Raw genomic sequence first — 15869 nt, forward strand, 5'->3', positions numbered from 1 at the left:
GCAGCAACGGATATGTACACGGTCCATTACAACCAACTCAAACCCCACACAACGAACGCAGCAACCCGGTATCCAGATGCCGCTCTACCAAGTCCGCCAACCGCTCAATATCCCGCTCCCGCAACCCGTGATAATCCACCTCCTGCACATCCTCCAACCCCGCCCACCGCAACAACGCACTACACGCAGCCGGCGTCTCAAACACCCCGTGCAGATAGGTCCCGAGAACCTGCCCATCCTCACTCTGAGCCCCATCCAGGCGCCCATCGTCCAACTGCACCGCAGCCCGCACCAAGCCAGCGCCACTGGTTACACCCGCGTGGATCTCATACCCACTCACCTCGGCCTCCTCCAGCAACAACCGCCCCCGCACGTTACGCAGCTGCTTCTCCTCCTCCAGGGTCGTACTGAACGCCAACAACCCCAGCCCAGCGCTAGAACCACAAGGCCCTTCCAACCCCAGCGGGTCGTGCACCTGCTCGCCGAGCATCTGCAACCCACCACAAATCCCCAGCACCTTCCCGCCATACCGCAAGTGCCGCGCCACGGCCGTGTCCCACCCGTTGGCCCGCAAATACGCCAAATCACTGCGCACACTCTTCGAGCCCGGCAAAATAATCAGGTCCGCCGAAGGAATCGCCTGCCCCGGCCCCACAAACTGCAAATCCACCTGCGGGTGCAAGCGCAACGGATCAAAATCCGTGTGATTACTGATCCGCGGCAACACCGGCACCACCACCTTGAGCACCTGCGCCGCCTTGTCGATCTGGCGCTGGTCGATGCCGTCCTCGGCCTCCAGGTGCAAGTCCATCACATACGGCAACACCCCCACCACCGGCTTGCCCGTGCGCGCTTCCAGCCAATCCAGCCCCGGCTGCAACAGCGCAATATCCCCGCGAAACCGGTTGATGATGAAACCTTTGACCCGCGCCTGCTCGGTCGGCGACAACAATTCCAGCGTACCCACCAGGTGCGCAAACACCCCGCCACGATTGATGTCGGCAATCAGCAGTACCGGGCAGTCCACCGCCTCGGCAAAGCCCATGTTGGCAATATCATTCGCCCGCAGGTTGATCTCGGCCGGTGAACCCGCACCCTCGACCATCACCACCGGATACGCCGCACTCAAGCGCGCGTGGGAGGCAAGCACCGCCTGCATCGCGATGGCTTTGTAATCGTGATAGGCCACCGCATTCATGGTGGTCACGGCGCGCCCATGGATAATCACCTGGGAGCCCGTGTCACTGTTAGGCTTGAGCAATACCGGGTTCATGTCGGTATGGGGCGCCAGGTTCGCGGCCTGGGCCTGCACCGCCTGGGCCCGGCCGATCTCGCCGCCTTCGGCAGTCACGGCGCTGTTGAGCGCCATGTTCTGCGGCTTGAAGGGCACCACCGGGATGCCCTGGCGCACCAGCCAGCGGCAGAGTGCGGTCACCAGCGTGCTTTTGCCGGCGTCAGAGGTGGTGCCCTGCACCATCAAGGTACTCATGAGGCTTCCTTGTAGGCCTTCAGTGCCTGTTCCAGCCGCAACCAGTCGGCCTCGGTATCCGGCAGGCCGAAACGCAGGCTGCTGTTGTCGACAAACAAGCGCAGCAGAATGCCGCGCTGGGCCATGAATTCATGCAGCTGCTCAGCCCGGTCCGTGATCATCCACTGGAACAACGCGCAGCCGCCCTGGGGCCGCAAGTCGTGGCGTTCAAGCACATCAAACAGGCGCTGGCTGGCCGATTCGCAACGCAGCCGCTGTTGCGCATGGCCGGCCGTATCGCGCAGGCATACTTGCCCAAGCACCCGCGTCGGCCCGCTGACGGCCCACGGCCCCACCTGTTCGGCGAGCAGCTTGAGCAGCTTGCGCTCGGCCAGCACGAACCCCAGCCGCACTCCGGCCAGGCCGAAGAATTTGCCGAACGAGCGCAGCACGATCAGGCCGACTTGATGGGCCTGGCCCGCCAGGCTCAGTTGCGGGGTGATGTCCATGAAGGCTTCATCCACCACCAGCCAGCCGCCGCGTTGGGCCAGGCGAGCATGCCAGTCCAGCAGGCGTTGCGGCGTCAGGCTCAGGCCGGTGGGGTTGTTGGGGTTGACCACCACCAGCACGTCGAGGCTGTCGAGGAAGAAGTCAACTTCCTGCTCCAGCACTTCGCGCACGATGTAGCCGGCGCGACGCCAGGCTTCTGCGTGTTCGGCGTAACACGGCGACAGCACACCGACCTTGCCGGCCCGGCGCAGGCGCGGCAATAACTGGATCGCGGCCTGGGAGCCGGCCACCGGCAATACATGGGGCGTGCCGTAATATTCACAGGCAGCCTGCTCCAGGCCGTCATCGTTTTCAGGCAGGCGTGCCCAGGCCCGCAGCGGGATTTCCGGAATCGGGAACGGCCACGGCGCCAGGCCGCTGGACAGGTCCAGCCAGTCTGCTTCTGGAATGCCGTACTGCATCGCCGCCTTGCGCAAGCGGCCACCGTGCTCAAGCATAAAACTCAGCCCCCACACACAGGATCAGCAACCACAGCCACACGCCGCGTTGCACCAGTTGCCAGCCACGCTCGATGGAATCCGCATCCGCCGGAGGGCCTTCGCCCAGTGGCGGGCGCTGGTGCAGCTCACCGTGATAAATCGCTGCACCGCCCAACTCCACGCCAAGGGCACCGGCACCCGCAGCCATCACCGGGCCGGCGTTGGGGCTGTCCCAGGTCGGGCCCTGGGTGCGCCAGCATTTGAGAGCCAGGCGGGTTTTGCCCAGCAGCGCGTAGGTCAACGCCACCAGGCGTGCCGGAATGTAGTTGAGCACGTCATCGATCTTTGCTGCGGCCCAGCCGAAACGCTCAAAGCGTTCATTGCGATAGCCCCACATGGCATCCAGGGTGTTGCTCAGGCGATAGAGCACCACGCCGGGCACGCCAGCGACCACAAACCAGAACAAGGCGGCAAATACCGCGTCGCTGCCGTTTTCCAGCACCGATTCGGTGGCTGCACGGGCGACTTCGGTGCGATCCAGCTCGCTGGTCTGGCGGCTCACCAGATAGCTGACACGCTTGCGGGCCTCGTCCAGATCATCACTGCGTAACGCTTGCGCCACCGGCAGCACGTGTTCGCCGAGGCTGCGCATGCCGAGGGCGCAATACAGCGCGAGGATTTCCAGGACCCAACCGATGTAAGGCGCCCACGAGAGGGCCGTGGCCAACAGGGTCAGCGGCACCACCGCAATCACCCAGGCGGTAACGCCATGGCTGCGCCAGCCACGGCCGCCGGAGTTGAAACGCTGCTCGATACGCCCGGCAAAATTACCGAACGCCACCAGCGGATGCCAGCGCCTGGGCTCGCCCAGCAGCGCATCCAGCGCCACGGCAGCGACACTCAGCAAGGCCACACTCATTGACTCACTCCCCAAACATTCTCGTACAACATGTCACTCAGCGGCCGTGGTTCGGTCCAGCCTTCGAGCTGCAACATCGGTGCCGGGTAGAACTCGGCCACCGGGCCCAGGCACAACACGGCCAACGGCTTGGCACCGGGCGGCAGGCCCAGCAGATCGGCCAGGGCCTGGGGCTCGAACAGCGAGACCCAGCCCATGCCCAGCCCTTCGACACGAGCCGCCAGCCATAGATTCTGAATCGCACAGGACAACGATGCCATGTCCATTTCCGGCAAGGTGCGGCGCCCGAAGATATGCCGCTCGCGGTCGTCCATCAAGGCAGCCACCAGCACTTCGGCGCAGTCGTTGATGCCTTCGACCTTGAGCTTCATGAACTGGTCGGAGCGCTCGCCGAGAGCCTCGGCGGTGCGTACGCGTTCTTCTTCCACTAGCTGCTGGATCTGGCCGCGCAGGTTGCGGTCGCTGATGCGGATAAAACGCCAGGGCTGCATCAAGCCGACGCTCGGCGCCTGGTGCGCGGCTTGCAGCAGGCGATGGAGCAATTGCGGCGCCACGCTGCCACCGCTGAAGTGCCGCATGTCGCGGCGTTCGGCGATAGCGCGGTAGACGGCTTCGCGGTCGGCTTCCGGAAAGGCGTTGTCAGTCATGGCCTCATCGCGGGCAAGCCCGCTCCCACAGTAGATTGCGTTTCAACTCGGTCAACTGTGGGAGCGGGCTTGCCTGCGATGGCGGTCTCAAGGCTTGGCGCAAACAAGGCAGCCACCGCCATCGGGTTGGACGGGAAATAAAAGTGCACGTAGGAAGCCGTCATCCGGCCCTGACGATAAACCGCCTCGGCACCGCGCCCGCCATTCGGGCTCAGGCCCCGGGCAATCGGCTGCCACTCGGTGCTGGTCAGCGAGTGATGGTAGGTGTGACCGCGCAAGAGACCTTCGGGCAGTTCGACGTTTTGCAGGGCCAGTGCCGCCAGACGCTTTTGCATCACGGCGTCGCCCTGGAGCAGGCCGACCAGTTCGGCACGGGTGCCGTCGACATCGGTGAGCGAGTCCAGCAGATAGAGCATGCCGCCGCATTCGGCCAGCAGTGGCTTGCCAGCAGCGTGGTGGGCGCGGATGGCGTCGAGCATCGCGGTATTTTCCGACAGCGCCTGGTGATGCAATTCCGGATAACCGCCGGGCAGGTAGAGGCTGTCAGCTTCGGGCAATGCGCGGTCACGAATCGGCGAAAAGAAGCGCAGCTCGGCGCCCATCGCTCGCAACAGGTCGAGGCTGGCGCCGTAGGTAAACGCGAAGGCTTCGTCGCGGGCCACGGCGATGCGCACGCCGGCCAGCAACGGTTGGGCCTCGATCACCTCGGGCGCAGCGAATTCCACCGGCGGTGGCAGCGCTACCTCACAGCTGCTGCCCAGGGCCTGGGCGGCGGCGTCGAGGCGCAGGTCGAGGTCGTTCAATTCGCTGGCCTGCACCAGGCCAAGGTGGCGGCTGGGCAATTCGATCCCGGTTTCCCGGGACAGTGCGCCGTACCAACGCAGGCCTTCGGTCAGGCTGCCTTCAAGCAGTTGCGCATGGCGCAGCGTGCCGACGCGGTTGGCCAGCACGCCGGCAAACGGCAGGTCCGCCTGGTAACGCGCCAAGCCCAATGCCAGGGCACCGAACGTCTGGGCCATGGCCGTGCCATCGATGACCGCCAGTACCGGCACGCCAAAATGCCGCGCCAGGTCGGCGCTGGACGGCGTGCCGTCGAACAGGCCCATCACGCCTTCGATCAGGATCAGGTCGGCTTCCCCCGCCGCTTCCCACAGCAATCGGCGACTTTCCTGCTCGCCGACCATCCACATGTCCAATTGATAGACCGGCGCACCACTGGCGCGCTCGTGGATCATCGGGTCGAGAAAGTCCGGGCCGCATTTGAACACTCGCACCTTGCGCCCCAGGTTGCGGTGCAAACGGGCGAGCGCGGCGGTGACGGTGGTTTTGCCCTGGCCGGACGCCGGTGCGGCGATCAGCACAGCAGGACAGTGACGGGGCTGATTCAAAGTTCGATGCCTTTCTGCGCCTTGATACCCGCCTGGAACGCATGCTTGAGCATGCCCATTTCAGTTACGGTGTCGGCCATTTCGATCAATTCGGGTTTCGCGCCACGGCCGGTGACGAGCACGTGTTGCATCGGCGGGCGGGCCTGCAGGTCGCTGAGTACCTGGTCCAGGTCGAGGTAGCCGTGCTTGAGGGCGATGTTCAGTTCATCCAGCACCACCAGGCCGATGGCCGGGTTCTGCAGCATTTCCCGGGAGACCGCCCAGGCGGCTTCGGCGGCCACGATGTCGCGGGCGCGGTCCTGGGTTTCCCAGGTAAAACCTTCGCCCATCACGTGGAAGCGCACCTGCTCGGGGAAACGGCGGAAGAACAGTTCTTCGCCAGTGCTGTTGCGGCCCTTGATGAACTGCACCACGCCACACTGCATGCCGTGGCCCATGGCCCGGGCGAGCATGCCAAAGGCCGAGCTGCTCTTGCCTTTGCCATTGCCGGTAAGCACCAGCAGCAACCCGCACTCGTTCGGTGAATTGGCAATGCGCTCGTCAATCACGGCTTTTTTGCGCAGCATGCGCGCCAGGTGGCGTTCGTCACGATCGGGGGATTCAGTCATGGCAGCTCTCCGTTGGGGCTGGACAAAAACGGCGGGCAGGAAAAAGACACATACAGACAGCCAAGCATCGCCCACCGTGATGCTGTTGGATGGATCAGGCCGGTCTCCGGGCTCATGAGTGGCATTGGATGCCGAAGGTGCGCCTTCCCATATCGCGGGCGATACAGTGGCTTAAGGCACCGTCTTGACTCATTTACCGTTGCGGGGGCAGCGCCGGGATCGTGGCAGCACTGTAGAAAAATGCGCTCACTCACCGGCTTCCCTGTTTCACTCAGTCGGCGCGTACGCCACAGAGCACCTGAAACAAGCCGCGAAGGTTAGTGGGTTGGGGGTGGAGCGTCAATTAAAGCCGGACATGCGCGTGAACCATCGGGCCGCTGCGTGCCTCTACCGCTACAGGTATTAAGGAGAAAACCATGCACAAGACCCGACTTGCCCTACTGATCATGCTCGCCGGCACCCTCGCCGCCTGCGGCGAAAGCTCTACCCTGCAAGTGTCCGACGGCACCGGGCCCTCGCCCAAACTGCCGGAACCGAATAAAACCCTGATCCCCACGGTGAATATCGCCCCGGCCATCGGCTGGCCCGAAGGCACCAAGCCAACGGCGGCGGCAGGCACTCAAGTAGCGGCGTTTGCCGAAGGCCTGGACCATCCGCGCTGGCTGTATGTGCTGCCCAATGGCGATGTGCTGGTGGCAGAAACCAATGCGCCACCCAAGCCGGACGATTCCAAGGGTATTCGTGGCTGGGTGATGGAGAAAGTCATGGGCCGCGCCGGGGCCGCCGTGCCGAGCCCCAACCGCATCACCCTGCTGCGGGACGCCGACCACGACGGCATAGCCGAAACCCGCACGGTGTTCCTGGAGAACCTGAACTCGCCGTTCGGCATGACACTGGTGGGCAGCGACCTGTATGTGGCCGATTCGGACAAGCTGCTGCGCTTCCCCTATCAACCAGGCGAAACCTCGATCAAGGAAGCCGGCACCACGGTGACCGACTTGCCGGGCGGCAGCATCAACCATCACTGGACCAAGAACGTGGTCGCGAGCCAGGACGGCAGCAAGTTGTACGTCAGCGTGGGCTCCAACAGCAACGTCGCGGAAAACGGCCTGGAAGCCGAGCAAGGCCGCGCCGCGATCTGGGAAGTGGACCGCGCCACCGGCCAGCACCGCATCTTCGCCTCCGGCCTGCGCAACCCCAACGGCATGGCCTGGGAACCGCAAAGCGGCAAGCTGTGGACGGCGGTGAATGAGCGCGATGAAATCGGCAGCGACCTGGTGCCGGACTACATCACCTCGGTCAAGGATGGCGCGTTCTATGGCTGGCCCTTCAGTTACTACGGGCAGCACGTGGATGTGCGGGTGAGTCCGCAGAACCCGGAACTGGTAGCCAAGGCGATTGCCCCGGACTACGCGGTGGGCCCGCACACAGCCTCCTTGGGACTGACCTTTGCCGACGGCAGCAAGCTACCGGCGCAATTCAGCAATGGCGCGTTTATCGGCCAGCATGGTTCGTGGAACCGCAAGCCCCACAGTGGCTACAAGGTGATCTTCGTGCCGTTTGAAGGCGGCAAACCCAAAGGCCAGCCGGTGGATGTGCTGACCGGGTTCCTCAATAGCGATGAGAAAGCCATGGGCCGCCCGGTCGGCGTGGTGATCGACAAGCAGGGGGATTTGCTGGTGGCGGATGACGTGGGGAACAAGGTGTGGCGAGTGTCGGCGGCTAAATAGCCAGCTTCGCAAACACCGCAAAACAAATGTGGGAGCGGGCTTGCTCGCGAATGCAGTGTGTCAGTCAGCTTGTTGTCGACTGATCCACCGCATTCGCGAGCAAGCCCGCTCCCACATTTGGTTTCGTGTTTTCCTAGGGGTTTCTTGCCAGGTGCTCGGCCGGCAACACGCGCTTGGCGCTCAGGTAGGCATTCTGCCAATAAGCCTTGGACAGCGTGTCCAGCTTCACCGTACCGCCGGTTTGCGGCGCATGCACAAAGCGCCCTTCTCCCACGTAGATCCCGGCGTGGCTGACCTGCGAGCCGCCACCCGTGGCGAAGAAGATCAGGTCACCGGTCTGCAGGTTGTTTTCGCTCACGTCCTGGGCGCGCATCACGATCAGCTCGCGAGTGGTACGTGGCAAGGAGATGCCCGCCGCGTCACGGTAGACGAAACCGATCAAGCCACTGCAATCAAACCCCGAGTCCGGCGTATTGCCGCCCCAGCGATAAGGCGTGCCGACCAGGCCCAGCGCACGAAAAAGCACGTCTTCGGCCGCAGGCGAGAAACTTTGGGTGGCATAGGTGTTGAACACCGGCTTGGGCTTGACGGCCACGGGAGCAGGCGGAGGACGACTTGCGCAGGCGCTGAGCAGCGCGGCGCAAACGAGAAGAATTAGGCGGGCCGAGGTCGACATGGGCAGAACAATCCTGATCTGGATGCGGCTTTCGCTGCCGAACGTTGAAAAACAGAACGCGCAAGCAAAGCTCGCGCGATCAATTTACAACAATGTCCAGGGATTCTAGCGCTTACACGTCAAACTTCAAGTATCACTTTAACTTTACTTGCTAGCGGTAACGGTAGTCGGGGCCATCGCCAGGGCGCGCTTGGCTTCGATGAAGGTTTTGCTCCAGTAGCTGTCACCCAGGTTGTCGACTCGCACACCACCGCTGCGGCGGCTGCTGGAGTGGATAAACTGGTTGTCGCCCAGGTAGATACCGGCGTGGCTGACACGACCACGGCCAGCCGTACTAAAGAAAAGCAGATCACCGGGCTTGAGGTTGTTCCGCGCGACCAACGGTGCATCCACGTTGATCATTTCGCGGGTGGAACGCGGCAGGTTCATGCCGGCTTCTTCGCGGAACAGGTAGCCGATGAAACCGCTGCAGTCGAAACCGGCTTCAGAGGTACCGCCGAAACGGTAACGGGTACCGATCAGGGACATGCCGCGTTCGAGAATGCTGTCGGCCAGAACGGGAAGCTGGTAAGGCTTGGCGCCGGCGAAGTCGGCGAGTTCTTTTTCAGTTGCGATCTCTTCCTGATAAACAGTGGAAGACTGCGACGCAACGAATTTTGCCTGGGACTGCTGTACTGGTTTTTGCTGCTCAGCCACGTTTTGAGTGTGGGTGGCGCAACCAAACAACAGGGTAACGAGTGCGAGAGGCACGAGGGGTGCGAAGCGATTTAGCATGGGCACGACCGTGGCTGATGTGTAAAGAAGCCGAGACTATGCCTTCTATCACATCGATTTGCAAATTCAATCGTGATCTATGTGACTTCTTGTTTGGACTATGACATCTAAGCCCTTAACACCCTATACAAGCCATTTGCGTGGCCAAAACGGCCCAAACGCAGGTTTTCTGGCGCCTGTAATTTGCCGAAAGCCCCGGTTTTAAAGGGCTGGCTACCAGCCCAGGGTTTCTTTGAGGAAGGGAATAGTCAGCTTGCGCTGGGCTTGCAAGGAAGCCTGGTCGAGCTGTTCGAGCAAGTCGAACAGGGCGCTCATGCTGCGTGTACCGCGAGTGAGAATAAAATGCCCGACTTCATCGGTCAGGTGCAACCCGCGGCGCGAAGCACGCAGTTGCAGGGCCCGCAGTTTGTCTTCGTCGGACAACGGGCGCATCTGGAAAATCAGCGCCAGGGTCAGCCGCGACTTCAAGTCCGCCAGCTTCACCGGCAGCTCACGTGGCGAGGTGGAGGCGGCAATCAACAAGCGCCGGCCGCTGTCACGCAAGCGGTTGAACAGATGGAACAGTGCCTCTTCCCAATCTGCCCGCCCCGCCACTGCCTGCAAATCGTCCAGGCAGACCAGTTCGTATTGTTCAAGGTTGTCGAGGATCTCGATACCGCGGTCCAGCAGCTCCGCCAGCGGCAGGTACACCGCCGGTTCACCCATCTGTTCGAAGCGCAGGCAAGCGGCCTGTAACAAGTGGGTACGCCCCACGCCGTGCTTGCCCCAGAGGTAGATCAAGCTTTCGGTCCACCCGGCGTCGGCTTCGCAGAGCCGCTCGACATAGCCGAGTGCAGCGGCATTGGCGCCTGGGTAGTAATTGATAAAGGTGGCGTCGTCACGCAGACGCACACCTAGGGGCAGCTGAATCGGTTTCATGCTGACTGAACGGTTCCAATCGAACCGTTAGTGACCTCTGTGTAAAGTTTGCAAAGTTTATACCCGTGACGCCGGGCGCACAATGCAGCAGACCACAAGCAAAATCAAAGGTTTGCGTTAACTTGTTGGATTTGGTGAGGAATGTTTGACGCAATGGCGAAACGCCAGAGCCGATAAATGACAAACCCGGCCTTGAGCCGGGTTTGTGATGCTGCGGTTATAACTCCGGTTCGTCGGTTCCGGCGTACATGTCCGAGTCCTTGTACAAGTCGTGCACATGGCGCACCAGCACCATGATCACCGCCGCCACCGGCAGCGCCAGCAGGATGCCGGTAAAGCCGAACAGCTCGCCGCCCGCCAGGATCGCAAAGATCACCGCCACCGGGTGCAGGCCGATCCGGTCGCCCACCAGCAACGGCGTCAGCACCATGCCTTCCAGGGCCTGGCCGACCATGAACACCGCGACGATCCCGAGCATCGGGTACAGGTCGCCGTGGAACTGGAACAACCCGGCCACCAGCGCCGCACCGATACCAATCACGAAGCCCATATAAGGCACGATGGCTGCCAGGCCGGCGATCAGGCCGATCAACAGCCCCAGTTCCAGGCCGATCGCCATCAACCCCGCCGCGTAGATGATCCCCAGCGCCAGCATCACCAGCAACTGGCCACGGACGAAGGCGCCGAGCACCTCATGACACTCCTCGGCCAGAGAGACAATGCGCTCCTCACGGTCGCGCGGCAGCAGGCCGCGGATCTTGGCCATCATGATGTCCCAGTCCCGCAGCAGGTAGAACGCCACGACCGGGATCAGCACCAGGTTGGTCAGCCAGCCAATCAGCGCCAGGCTCGACGCCGTCGCCTGGCTCAGCACCACGCCGACAATGTCGGTGGTCTGGCCCATGTGCTCGCTGATGGCCGCCTTGACCTTGTCGAACTTCCAGAAGCCGTCTGCCAACCCCAGCTTGGCCTGCGCCCACGGCATGGCCGTGTGTTGCAGCCAGTCGAGCATCTGCGGCGCCAGCTCATAGAGCTTGAACAGCTGCTTGGCCAACATCGGCACCAGCACCAGGACCAGCGCCGTGATGATCAAGGTGAACAACGCAAACACCGCCACCACGCCCCAGGTACGTGACAGGCCGATCTTTTCCAGGCGATCCACCACCGGATCGAACAGGTAGGCCAGCAGTAACGCGACCAGGAACGGCGTCAGGATCGAATGCAGCAGGAACACAAAAACGCACAGCAGGACAATCCCGCCAAGCCACACCCAACGACGCGTATCCGCCATAAACCACTCCCTCTGTTATTTGCTTCCTGCTTCTATATAAGAAGGAAGAACACTTACCAATGAAAACGTAGCTGCGGCGTCGGCTCGACCGGTGCCGGTTGCGCGCCTTCTACCACCGGCTGCGGAGCCGGAGCTTCACCTGCCGGGATTTCCTGCAACTTGGCCAGGCTCAACTGGGTGCGCAGCTGCTCGGCGCTGCCATTCACCCGATAAACGATGCGAGTGCCGTCCACGCGCACTGGCTGGGCACCGAACGGTTCCAGCAGATGGCCGAGGGCGGCGTAATGCTCGAGATTCATGCCCTGCACTTCCAGCAACTGATCACTGGTGGCAGCGCCGGCCTTGACCGCAAAGCGTGGTGCCAGGCGTTCGCTGACGGCCAGCAGCACGGCGTCAGCCAATGCGGCAGTATCAGTGCCGGTGGCGGTGCCCTGCTCGCTTTTATCCCCCAGCCACAGGCGCCATTTGGCCGACCATTGGCCGCCGTCTTCGCGAGCATGCACCGCCAGCAAGGCATCGGCACCATAACGCTCGGACGCGGCGCGCAGCGGTGTGGCGTCAGGGCTTTCAAGATTCGGGGCGGTGGCGACGATTTGTTCGTCCAGGTCACCCAGCGGCAGGCGCAAAGGCAAACCACGGTGCTGGGCCGCGCGACGCAGCGGTTGGGCGACGGCCTGGCCATCACCGACCAGGCTGCTGCCTTCGACGGAATCGTTCAGCCACCAACCGAGGATCGATGGCCGATTGCTGCCCCACAGCGCCAGGCCCGCGCCACGCAACGCGCGGTCGGTGCTGACCGGGTCGAAATCCACCTGCAGGCTTTCCGGCGGGCCGGCGTCGTAGCCATACTGACTGATGATTTGTTGCGGGTCTTTGCGGATCGCCGCCAGGCCTGGGCCATCGGCGGCCTTGGCGTCGCCGGTCAGGCGGATCACCAGGGTTTGCAGGGCACGCTGGGTCGCCTGGTCGCGCTCCTGAGGAGACTGGCTGCTGACCGGCTCCAGCACCTGATAGAGACCATTGAGGGTTTCGGCATGACTCGCCAGGCTGACCAACGACAAGCAGCCCACAAAAAAATATTTACTCAGACCCATGAAAGAAGATTCCCGAACGGCAAATAAGCGGTTGGAACAGACCGCGTGAACACTGTTGAGCAAGGCTGTGACCACAGCGACCGGCAAAACATTCACAGGGTCTCGGCAAGTTTTTGTACTGTCATAACGATAGCGAGTTAAAGGCTATACCTTAATAGGGCCTGTGACCGACTCGATTAGCGATTTTTTTAACAGCTATTGCCCCTGCCCGTCGGCCCGAGGATGGCCGCTGCCCCTCAAGCCTGATAAAATCGCGCGCCTTCGCAGACCGTCAATGGCAGGCCGTGCTGAAACTTCAGGTTTCGGTACACCCGCCGCATTCGGTCGTTACCCCTGAATCCCCCCTAAAGGCCTGGATCATGAGCAAGCAACCCTCCCTGAGCTACAAGGACGCCGGTGTAGACATCGACGCCGGTGAAGCATTGGTCGAACGCATCAAGAGCGTCGCCAAGCGCACTGCGCGCCCCGAAGTCATGGGCGGCCTGGGCGGTTTTGGCGCCCTCTGCGAGATCCCGGCCGGCTACAAGCAGCCTGTATTGGTCTCCGGCACCGACGGTGTGGGCACCAAGCTGCGCCTGGCACTGAACCTGAACAAGCACGACAGCATCGGCATCGACCTGGTTGCCATGTGCGTGAACGACCTGGTGGTGTGCGGCGCCGAACCGCTGTTCTTCCTTGACTACTACGCCACCGGCAAGCTCAACGTCGAGACCGCTACCCAGGTGGTCACCGGCATTGGCGCTGGCTGCGAACTGTCCGGCTGCTCCCTGGTCGGCGGCGAAACCGCTGAAATGCCAGGCATGTACGAAGGCGAAGACTACGACCTGGCCGGTTTCTGCGTCGGCGTTGTCGAAAAATCCGAAATCATCGACGGTTCCAAGGTGGCTGCCGGTGACGCCCTGCTGGCCCTGCCATCGTCCGGCCCGCACTCCAACGGCTACTCGCTGATCCGCAAGATCATCGAAGTGTCCGGCGCCGACATCGAAACCATCCAGCTCGACGGCAAGCCCTTGACCGACCTGCTGATGGCCCCGACCCGCATCTACGTGAAGCCGTTGCTCAAGCTGATCAAGGACACCGGCGCGGTCAAGGCCATGGCCCACATCACCGGTGGCGGCCTGCTGGACAACATCCCGCGCGTACTGCCTGAAGGCGCCCAGGCGATTGTCGACGTGGCCAGCTGGCAGCGCCCGGCAGTCTTCGACTGGCTGCAAGAGAAAGGCAACGTCAACGAAACCGAGATGCACCGCGTGCTGAACTGCGGCGTGGGCATGGTCATCTGCGTGGCTCAAGAGCACGTTGAAAGCGCGCTGAACGTATTGCGTGAAGCCGGCGAACAGCCTTGGGTCATCGGCCAGATCGCTACCGCCCCTGAAGGCGCGGCTCAGGTTGAACTGAAGAACCTTAAGGCGCACTGATGCCTGCAACCTGTGATGTCGTGGTGCTGCTCTCCGGCACCGGCAGTAACTTGCAGGCCCTGATCGACAGCACGCGCGCCGACGACAGCCCGGTGCGCATCGCTGCGGTGATTTCCAACCGCAGCGACGCCTACGGCCTGCAACGCGCCAGGGACGCAGGTATCGACACCCGCTCCCTGGATCACAAGGCTTTTGAAGGCCGCGAGGCCTTCGACAGCGCCTTGATCGAACTGATCGACGCCTTCAACCCCAAACTCGTGGTACTGGCCGGCTTCATGCGCATTCTCAGCGCTGACTTCGTGCGTCACTACAACGGGCGTCTGCTGAATATCCACCCGTCCCTGCTGCCAAAATACAAAGGGTTACACACCCACCAGCGTGCCCTGGAGGCCGGCGACACCGAGCACGGCTGCAGCGTGCACTTTGTCACCGAGGAACTCGATGGCGGGCCTCTGGTCGTACAGGCAGTAGTTCCGGTAGAGTCTGCGGACTCTGCGCAGACGCTTGCGCAACGGGTTCACACCCAGGAACACAGGATTTACCCGCTGGCTGTTCGCTGGTTCGCTGAGGGACGGTTGATTCTTGGCGACCACGGTGCATTATTGGACGGTCAGTTACTTGCGGCCAGCGGCCACTTGATTCGAACCTAGGAGACTTTATGCGTCGCGCCCTGCTCTTCGCTTTTGCGCTGTTCGCCTTGCCTGCCGTGCAAGCGGCAGACCTTCACCCTTTCTCCGCCAGCTACACCGCCGACTGGAAACAGTTGCCCATGAGTGGTTCGGCAGAACGCAGCCTGACCAAGAATGACAACGGCAGCTGGACCTTGAATTTCAAGGCTTCCATGATGATCGCCAGCCTGACTGAAACCAGCGTGATCCGCTTCGACAAAGACGCCCTGCAACCGGTGAGCTACACCTTCGAACGCGGTGGCCTGGGCAAGACGAAGAAGATCAACCTCGACTTCGATCAGACGGCCAAGAAAGTCACCGGCTTTGAAAACAAGGACCCGGTCAACGTGGCCCTTCAAAGCGGCATGCTCGACAAGTCGACCTACCAGTTGGCATTGCAGCGCGATGTGGCAGCCGGCAAGAAAAGCATGAGCTACAACGTCGTCGAAGGCACTGATGTCGATACCTACGACTTCCGCGTGATCGGCCCGGAAAAGGTCCAGACCAAAGCCGGCTCCATCGATGCGATCAAGGTCGAGCGCGTGCGTGACCCGACTCAAAGCAAGCGCATTACCCAAATGTGGTTTGCCAAGGACTGGGGCGGCATCCTGGTTGCCCTGCGCCAGGTCGAGACTGACGGCAAGGAATACAACATCATGCTGCAAGACGGTACCGTTGACGGCAAGGCTGTCAAAGGCAGCTGATCCTCTGCGCAATGAAAGAGCCTCGCGTACGCGGGGCTTTTTTTCGCCTGTCGCCTGACGCCAACATGAAACTTTTGTCATAAAACTCAGCGCCCTGCGACGCAATGTCGCGGTTTCCGTGGGCTCGCGGGATTACTCCAGTTTCTGTAAAGGTGTGTTGCAATTCCTGGTTATTTACTTAGCAAGCTAACAAATCATATAACAAAGGCCTGCGACGCCTTGCCGCAGATCAACCAGAGATTGGAGCAAGCAGATGACTGTAAAAGTAACTGAACGCGACGATGAACATATGTCCCATGAAGCAGTAGCCCACGGGATTCACATCTGGGATGTACACCAGCAAGACCTGCTGGTCGGCATGTTTCACGACGAGACCGAAGCTCATAATTATAAAAACGAGCTCGAGACCCTTGAGATGAAACGCCAGGCGCAAAGCTCCTGAAACTCTGAAATCCTGTAGATAACCAGCCCCACGCAGCTGGAGTGTCTATAAACACAAACCCCGCCTTTTGAGCGGGGTTTGTGTTTTTTTGGGTTTGGGATTTTGGGGGCGCTTCGCGCCCCAGCGGGAGCAAGC

Annotated in this window: 16 protein-coding genes and 1 riboswitch; of the genes, 5 read left to right on the top strand and 11 right to left on the bottom strand. The window is 61.9% G+C overall.

Annotation, left to right across the window (positions count from 1 at the left end; all coding sequences use genetic code 11):
* Window positions 1-37 precede the first annotated feature (37 nt).
* From HX873_RS14595 to cobO, 6 genes are read right to left on the bottom strand one after another with little or no spacing between them, the layout of a single operon-like run.
* The gene (locus HX873_RS14595; RefSeq protein ID WP_177122837.1) at window positions 38-1489 is read right to left on the bottom strand and encodes a cobyric acid synthase; all 1452 of its coding nucleotides are present in this window, start codon (window positions 1487-1489) and stop codon (window positions 38-40) included.
* Window positions 1486-2475: a threonine-phosphate decarboxylase CobD gene (gene cobD / locus HX873_RS14600; protein ID WP_003210755.1), complete on the bottom strand. Its 990-nt coding sequence runs from the start codon at window positions 2473-2475 to the stop codon at window positions 1486-1488. Before cobD ends, HX873_RS14595 begins: the two co-directional genes overlap by 4 nt.
* Window positions 2468-3376, bottom strand: a complete 909-nt coding sequence (gene cbiB / locus HX873_RS14605; RefSeq protein ID WP_087694822.1) for an adenosylcobinamide-phosphate synthase CbiB — start codon at window positions 3374-3376, stop codon at window positions 2468-2470. The genes cobD and cbiB overlap by 8 nt, the downstream gene beginning before the upstream one ends.
* Window positions 3373-4023 carry a 5,6-dimethylbenzimidazole synthase gene (gene bluB / locus HX873_RS14610; RefSeq protein WP_003210753.1) on the bottom strand — a complete coding sequence of 217 codons (651 nt, stop codon included), beginning with the start codon at window positions 4021-4023 and terminating at the stop codon, window positions 3373-3375. Before bluB ends, cbiB begins: the two co-directional genes overlap by 4 nt.
* The gene (locus HX873_RS14615) at window positions 4020-5411 is read right to left on the bottom strand and encodes a cobyrinate a,c-diamide synthase (RefSeq protein WP_087694821.1); all 1392 of its coding nucleotides are present in this window, start codon (window positions 5409-5411) and stop codon (window positions 4020-4022) included. The genes bluB and HX873_RS14615 overlap by 4 nt, the downstream gene beginning before the upstream one ends.
* A complete protein-coding gene (gene cobO / locus HX873_RS14620; RefSeq protein WP_003210751.1) occupies window positions 5408-6019 on the bottom strand; it encodes a cob(I)yrinic acid a,c-diamide adenosyltransferase in 612 nt (203 codons plus the stop codon). Before cobO ends, HX873_RS14615 begins: the two co-directional genes overlap by 4 nt.
* 79 nt (window positions 6020-6098) lie before the next feature.
* Window positions 6099-6336: riboswitch (cobalamin riboswitch) on the bottom strand.
* Window positions 6337-6435: 99 nt separating this feature from the next.
* On the opposite strand from cobO, the gene HX873_RS14625 reads away from it, so the two are divergent.
* A complete protein-coding gene (locus tag HX873_RS14625; RefSeq protein ID WP_177122838.1) occupies window positions 6436-7749 on the top strand; it encodes a sorbosone dehydrogenase family protein in 1314 nt (437 codons plus the stop codon).
* A gap of 133 nt (window positions 7750-7882) precedes the next feature.
* Here HX873_RS14625 and HX873_RS14630 read toward each other — a convergent pair whose 3' ends face one another.
* The 5 genes from HX873_RS14630 to HX873_RS14650 form a co-directional block, all read right to left on the bottom strand.
* A complete protein-coding gene (locus tag HX873_RS14630) occupies window positions 7883-8425 on the bottom strand; it encodes a C40 family peptidase (RefSeq protein WP_003210749.1) in 543 nt (180 codons plus the stop codon).
* 144 nt (window positions 8426-8569) lie between these two features.
* A complete protein-coding gene (locus HX873_RS14635; protein WP_003210748.1) occupies window positions 8570-9199 on the bottom strand; it encodes a C40 family peptidase in 630 nt (209 codons plus the stop codon).
* Between the two features lie 213 nt (window positions 9200-9412).
* A complete protein-coding gene (hda, locus tag HX873_RS14640; protein WP_003210747.1) occupies window positions 9413-10117 on the bottom strand; it encodes a DnaA regulatory inactivator Hda in 705 nt (234 codons plus the stop codon).
* Window positions 10118-10334: 217 nt separating this feature from the next.
* Window positions 10335-11408, bottom strand: coding sequence for an AI-2E family transporter (locus tag HX873_RS14645; RefSeq protein WP_003210746.1), 1074 nt, complete (start codon window positions 11406-11408; stop codon window positions 10335-10337).
* Window positions 11409-11461: 53 nt separating this feature from the next.
* On the bottom strand, window positions 11462-12502 hold the full coding sequence (locus tag HX873_RS14650; protein WP_003210745.1) for a DUF2066 domain-containing protein: 1041 nt from the start codon (window positions 12500-12502) through the stop codon (window positions 11462-11464).
* Window positions 12503-12861: 359 nt separating this feature from the next.
* Between HX873_RS14650 and purM the strand changes: the two genes are divergently transcribed.
* The 4 genes from purM (at window position 12862) to HX873_RS14670 (ending at window position 15734) form a co-directional block, all read left to right on the top strand.
* Entirely contained in the window at window positions 12862-13920 is a 1059-nt protein-coding gene (gene purM, locus HX873_RS14655; protein WP_003210744.1) for a phosphoribosylformylglycinamidine cyclo-ligase, read from the top strand.
* Entirely contained in the window at window positions 13920-14570 is a 651-nt protein-coding gene (purN, locus tag HX873_RS14660; protein ID WP_177122839.1) for a phosphoribosylglycinamide formyltransferase, read from the top strand. The genes purM and purN overlap by 1 nt, the downstream gene beginning before the upstream one ends.
* Before the next feature lie 8 nt (window positions 14571-14578).
* On the top strand, window positions 14579-15292 hold the full coding sequence (locus HX873_RS14665; protein ID WP_003210742.1) for a DUF3108 domain-containing protein: 714 nt from the start codon (window positions 14579-14581) through the stop codon (window positions 15290-15292).
* A 253-nt stretch (window positions 15293-15545) separates the two neighbouring features.
* Window positions 15546-15734, top strand: coding sequence for a hypothetical protein (locus tag HX873_RS14670; protein WP_008438187.1), 189 nt, complete (start codon window positions 15546-15548; stop codon window positions 15732-15734).
* Window positions 15735-15869 lie beyond the last annotated feature (135 nt).

Source organism: Pseudomonas sp. P7758 (assembly GCF_013386485.1).
Lineage (GTDB): Bacteria > Pseudomonadota > Gammaproteobacteria > Pseudomonadales > Pseudomonadaceae > Aquipseudomonas.

Bases quoted from the DNA above. Each gene is read 5' to 3' on its own strand.
- cobO (WP_003210751.1), bottom strand. From the start codon at position 6,019: ATGACTGAATCCCCCGATCGTGACGAACGCCACCTGGCGCGCATGCTG.
- hda (WP_003210747.1), bottom strand. From the start codon at position 10,117: ATGAAACCGATTCAGCTGCCCCTAGGTGTGCGTCTGCGTGACGACGCC.
- HX873_RS14625 (WP_177122838.1), top strand. From the start codon at position 6,436: ATGCACAAGACCCGACTTGCCCTACTGATCATGCTCGCCGGCACCCTC.
- HX873_RS14595 (WP_177122837.1), bottom strand. From the start codon at position 1,489: ATGAGTACCTTGATGGTGCAGGGCACCACCTCTGACGCCGGCAAAAGC.
- HX873_RS14650 (WP_003210745.1), bottom strand. From the start codon at position 12,502: ATGGGTCTGAGTAAATATTTTTTTGTGGGCTGCTTGTCGTTGGTCAGC.
- bluB (WP_003210753.1), bottom strand. From the start codon at position 4,023: ATGACTGACAACGCCTTTCCGGAAGCCGACCGCGAAGCCGTCTACCGC.
- purM (WP_003210744.1), top strand. From the start codon at position 12,862: ATGAGCAAGCAACCCTCCCTGAGCTACAAGGACGCCGGTGTAGACATC.
- HX873_RS14665 (WP_003210742.1), top strand. From the start codon at position 14,579: ATGCGTCGCGCCCTGCTCTTCGCTTTTGCGCTGTTCGCCTTGCCTGCC.
- cbiB (WP_087694822.1), bottom strand. From the start codon at position 3,376: ATGAGTGTGGCCTTGCTGAGTGTCGCTGCCGTGGCGCTGGATGCGCTG.
- purN (WP_177122839.1), top strand. From the start codon at position 13,920: ATGCCTGCAACCTGTGATGTCGTGGTGCTGCTCTCCGGCACCGGCAGT.
- HX873_RS14645 (WP_003210746.1), bottom strand. From the start codon at position 11,408: ATGGCGGATACGCGTCGTTGGGTGTGGCTTGGCGGGATTGTCCTGCTG.
- cobD (WP_003210755.1), bottom strand. From the start codon at position 2,475: ATGCTTGAGCACGGTGGCCGCTTGCGCAAGGCGGCGATGCAGTACGGC.
- HX873_RS14635 (WP_003210748.1), bottom strand. From the start codon at position 9,199: ATGCTAAATCGCTTCGCACCCCTCGTGCCTCTCGCACTCGTTACCCTG.
- HX873_RS14670 (WP_008438187.1), top strand. From the start codon at position 15,546: ATGACTGTAAAAGTAACTGAACGCGACGATGAACATATGTCCCATGAA.
- HX873_RS14630 (WP_003210749.1), bottom strand. From the start codon at position 8,425: ATGTCGACCTCGGCCCGCCTAATTCTTCTCGTTTGCGCCGCGCTGCTC.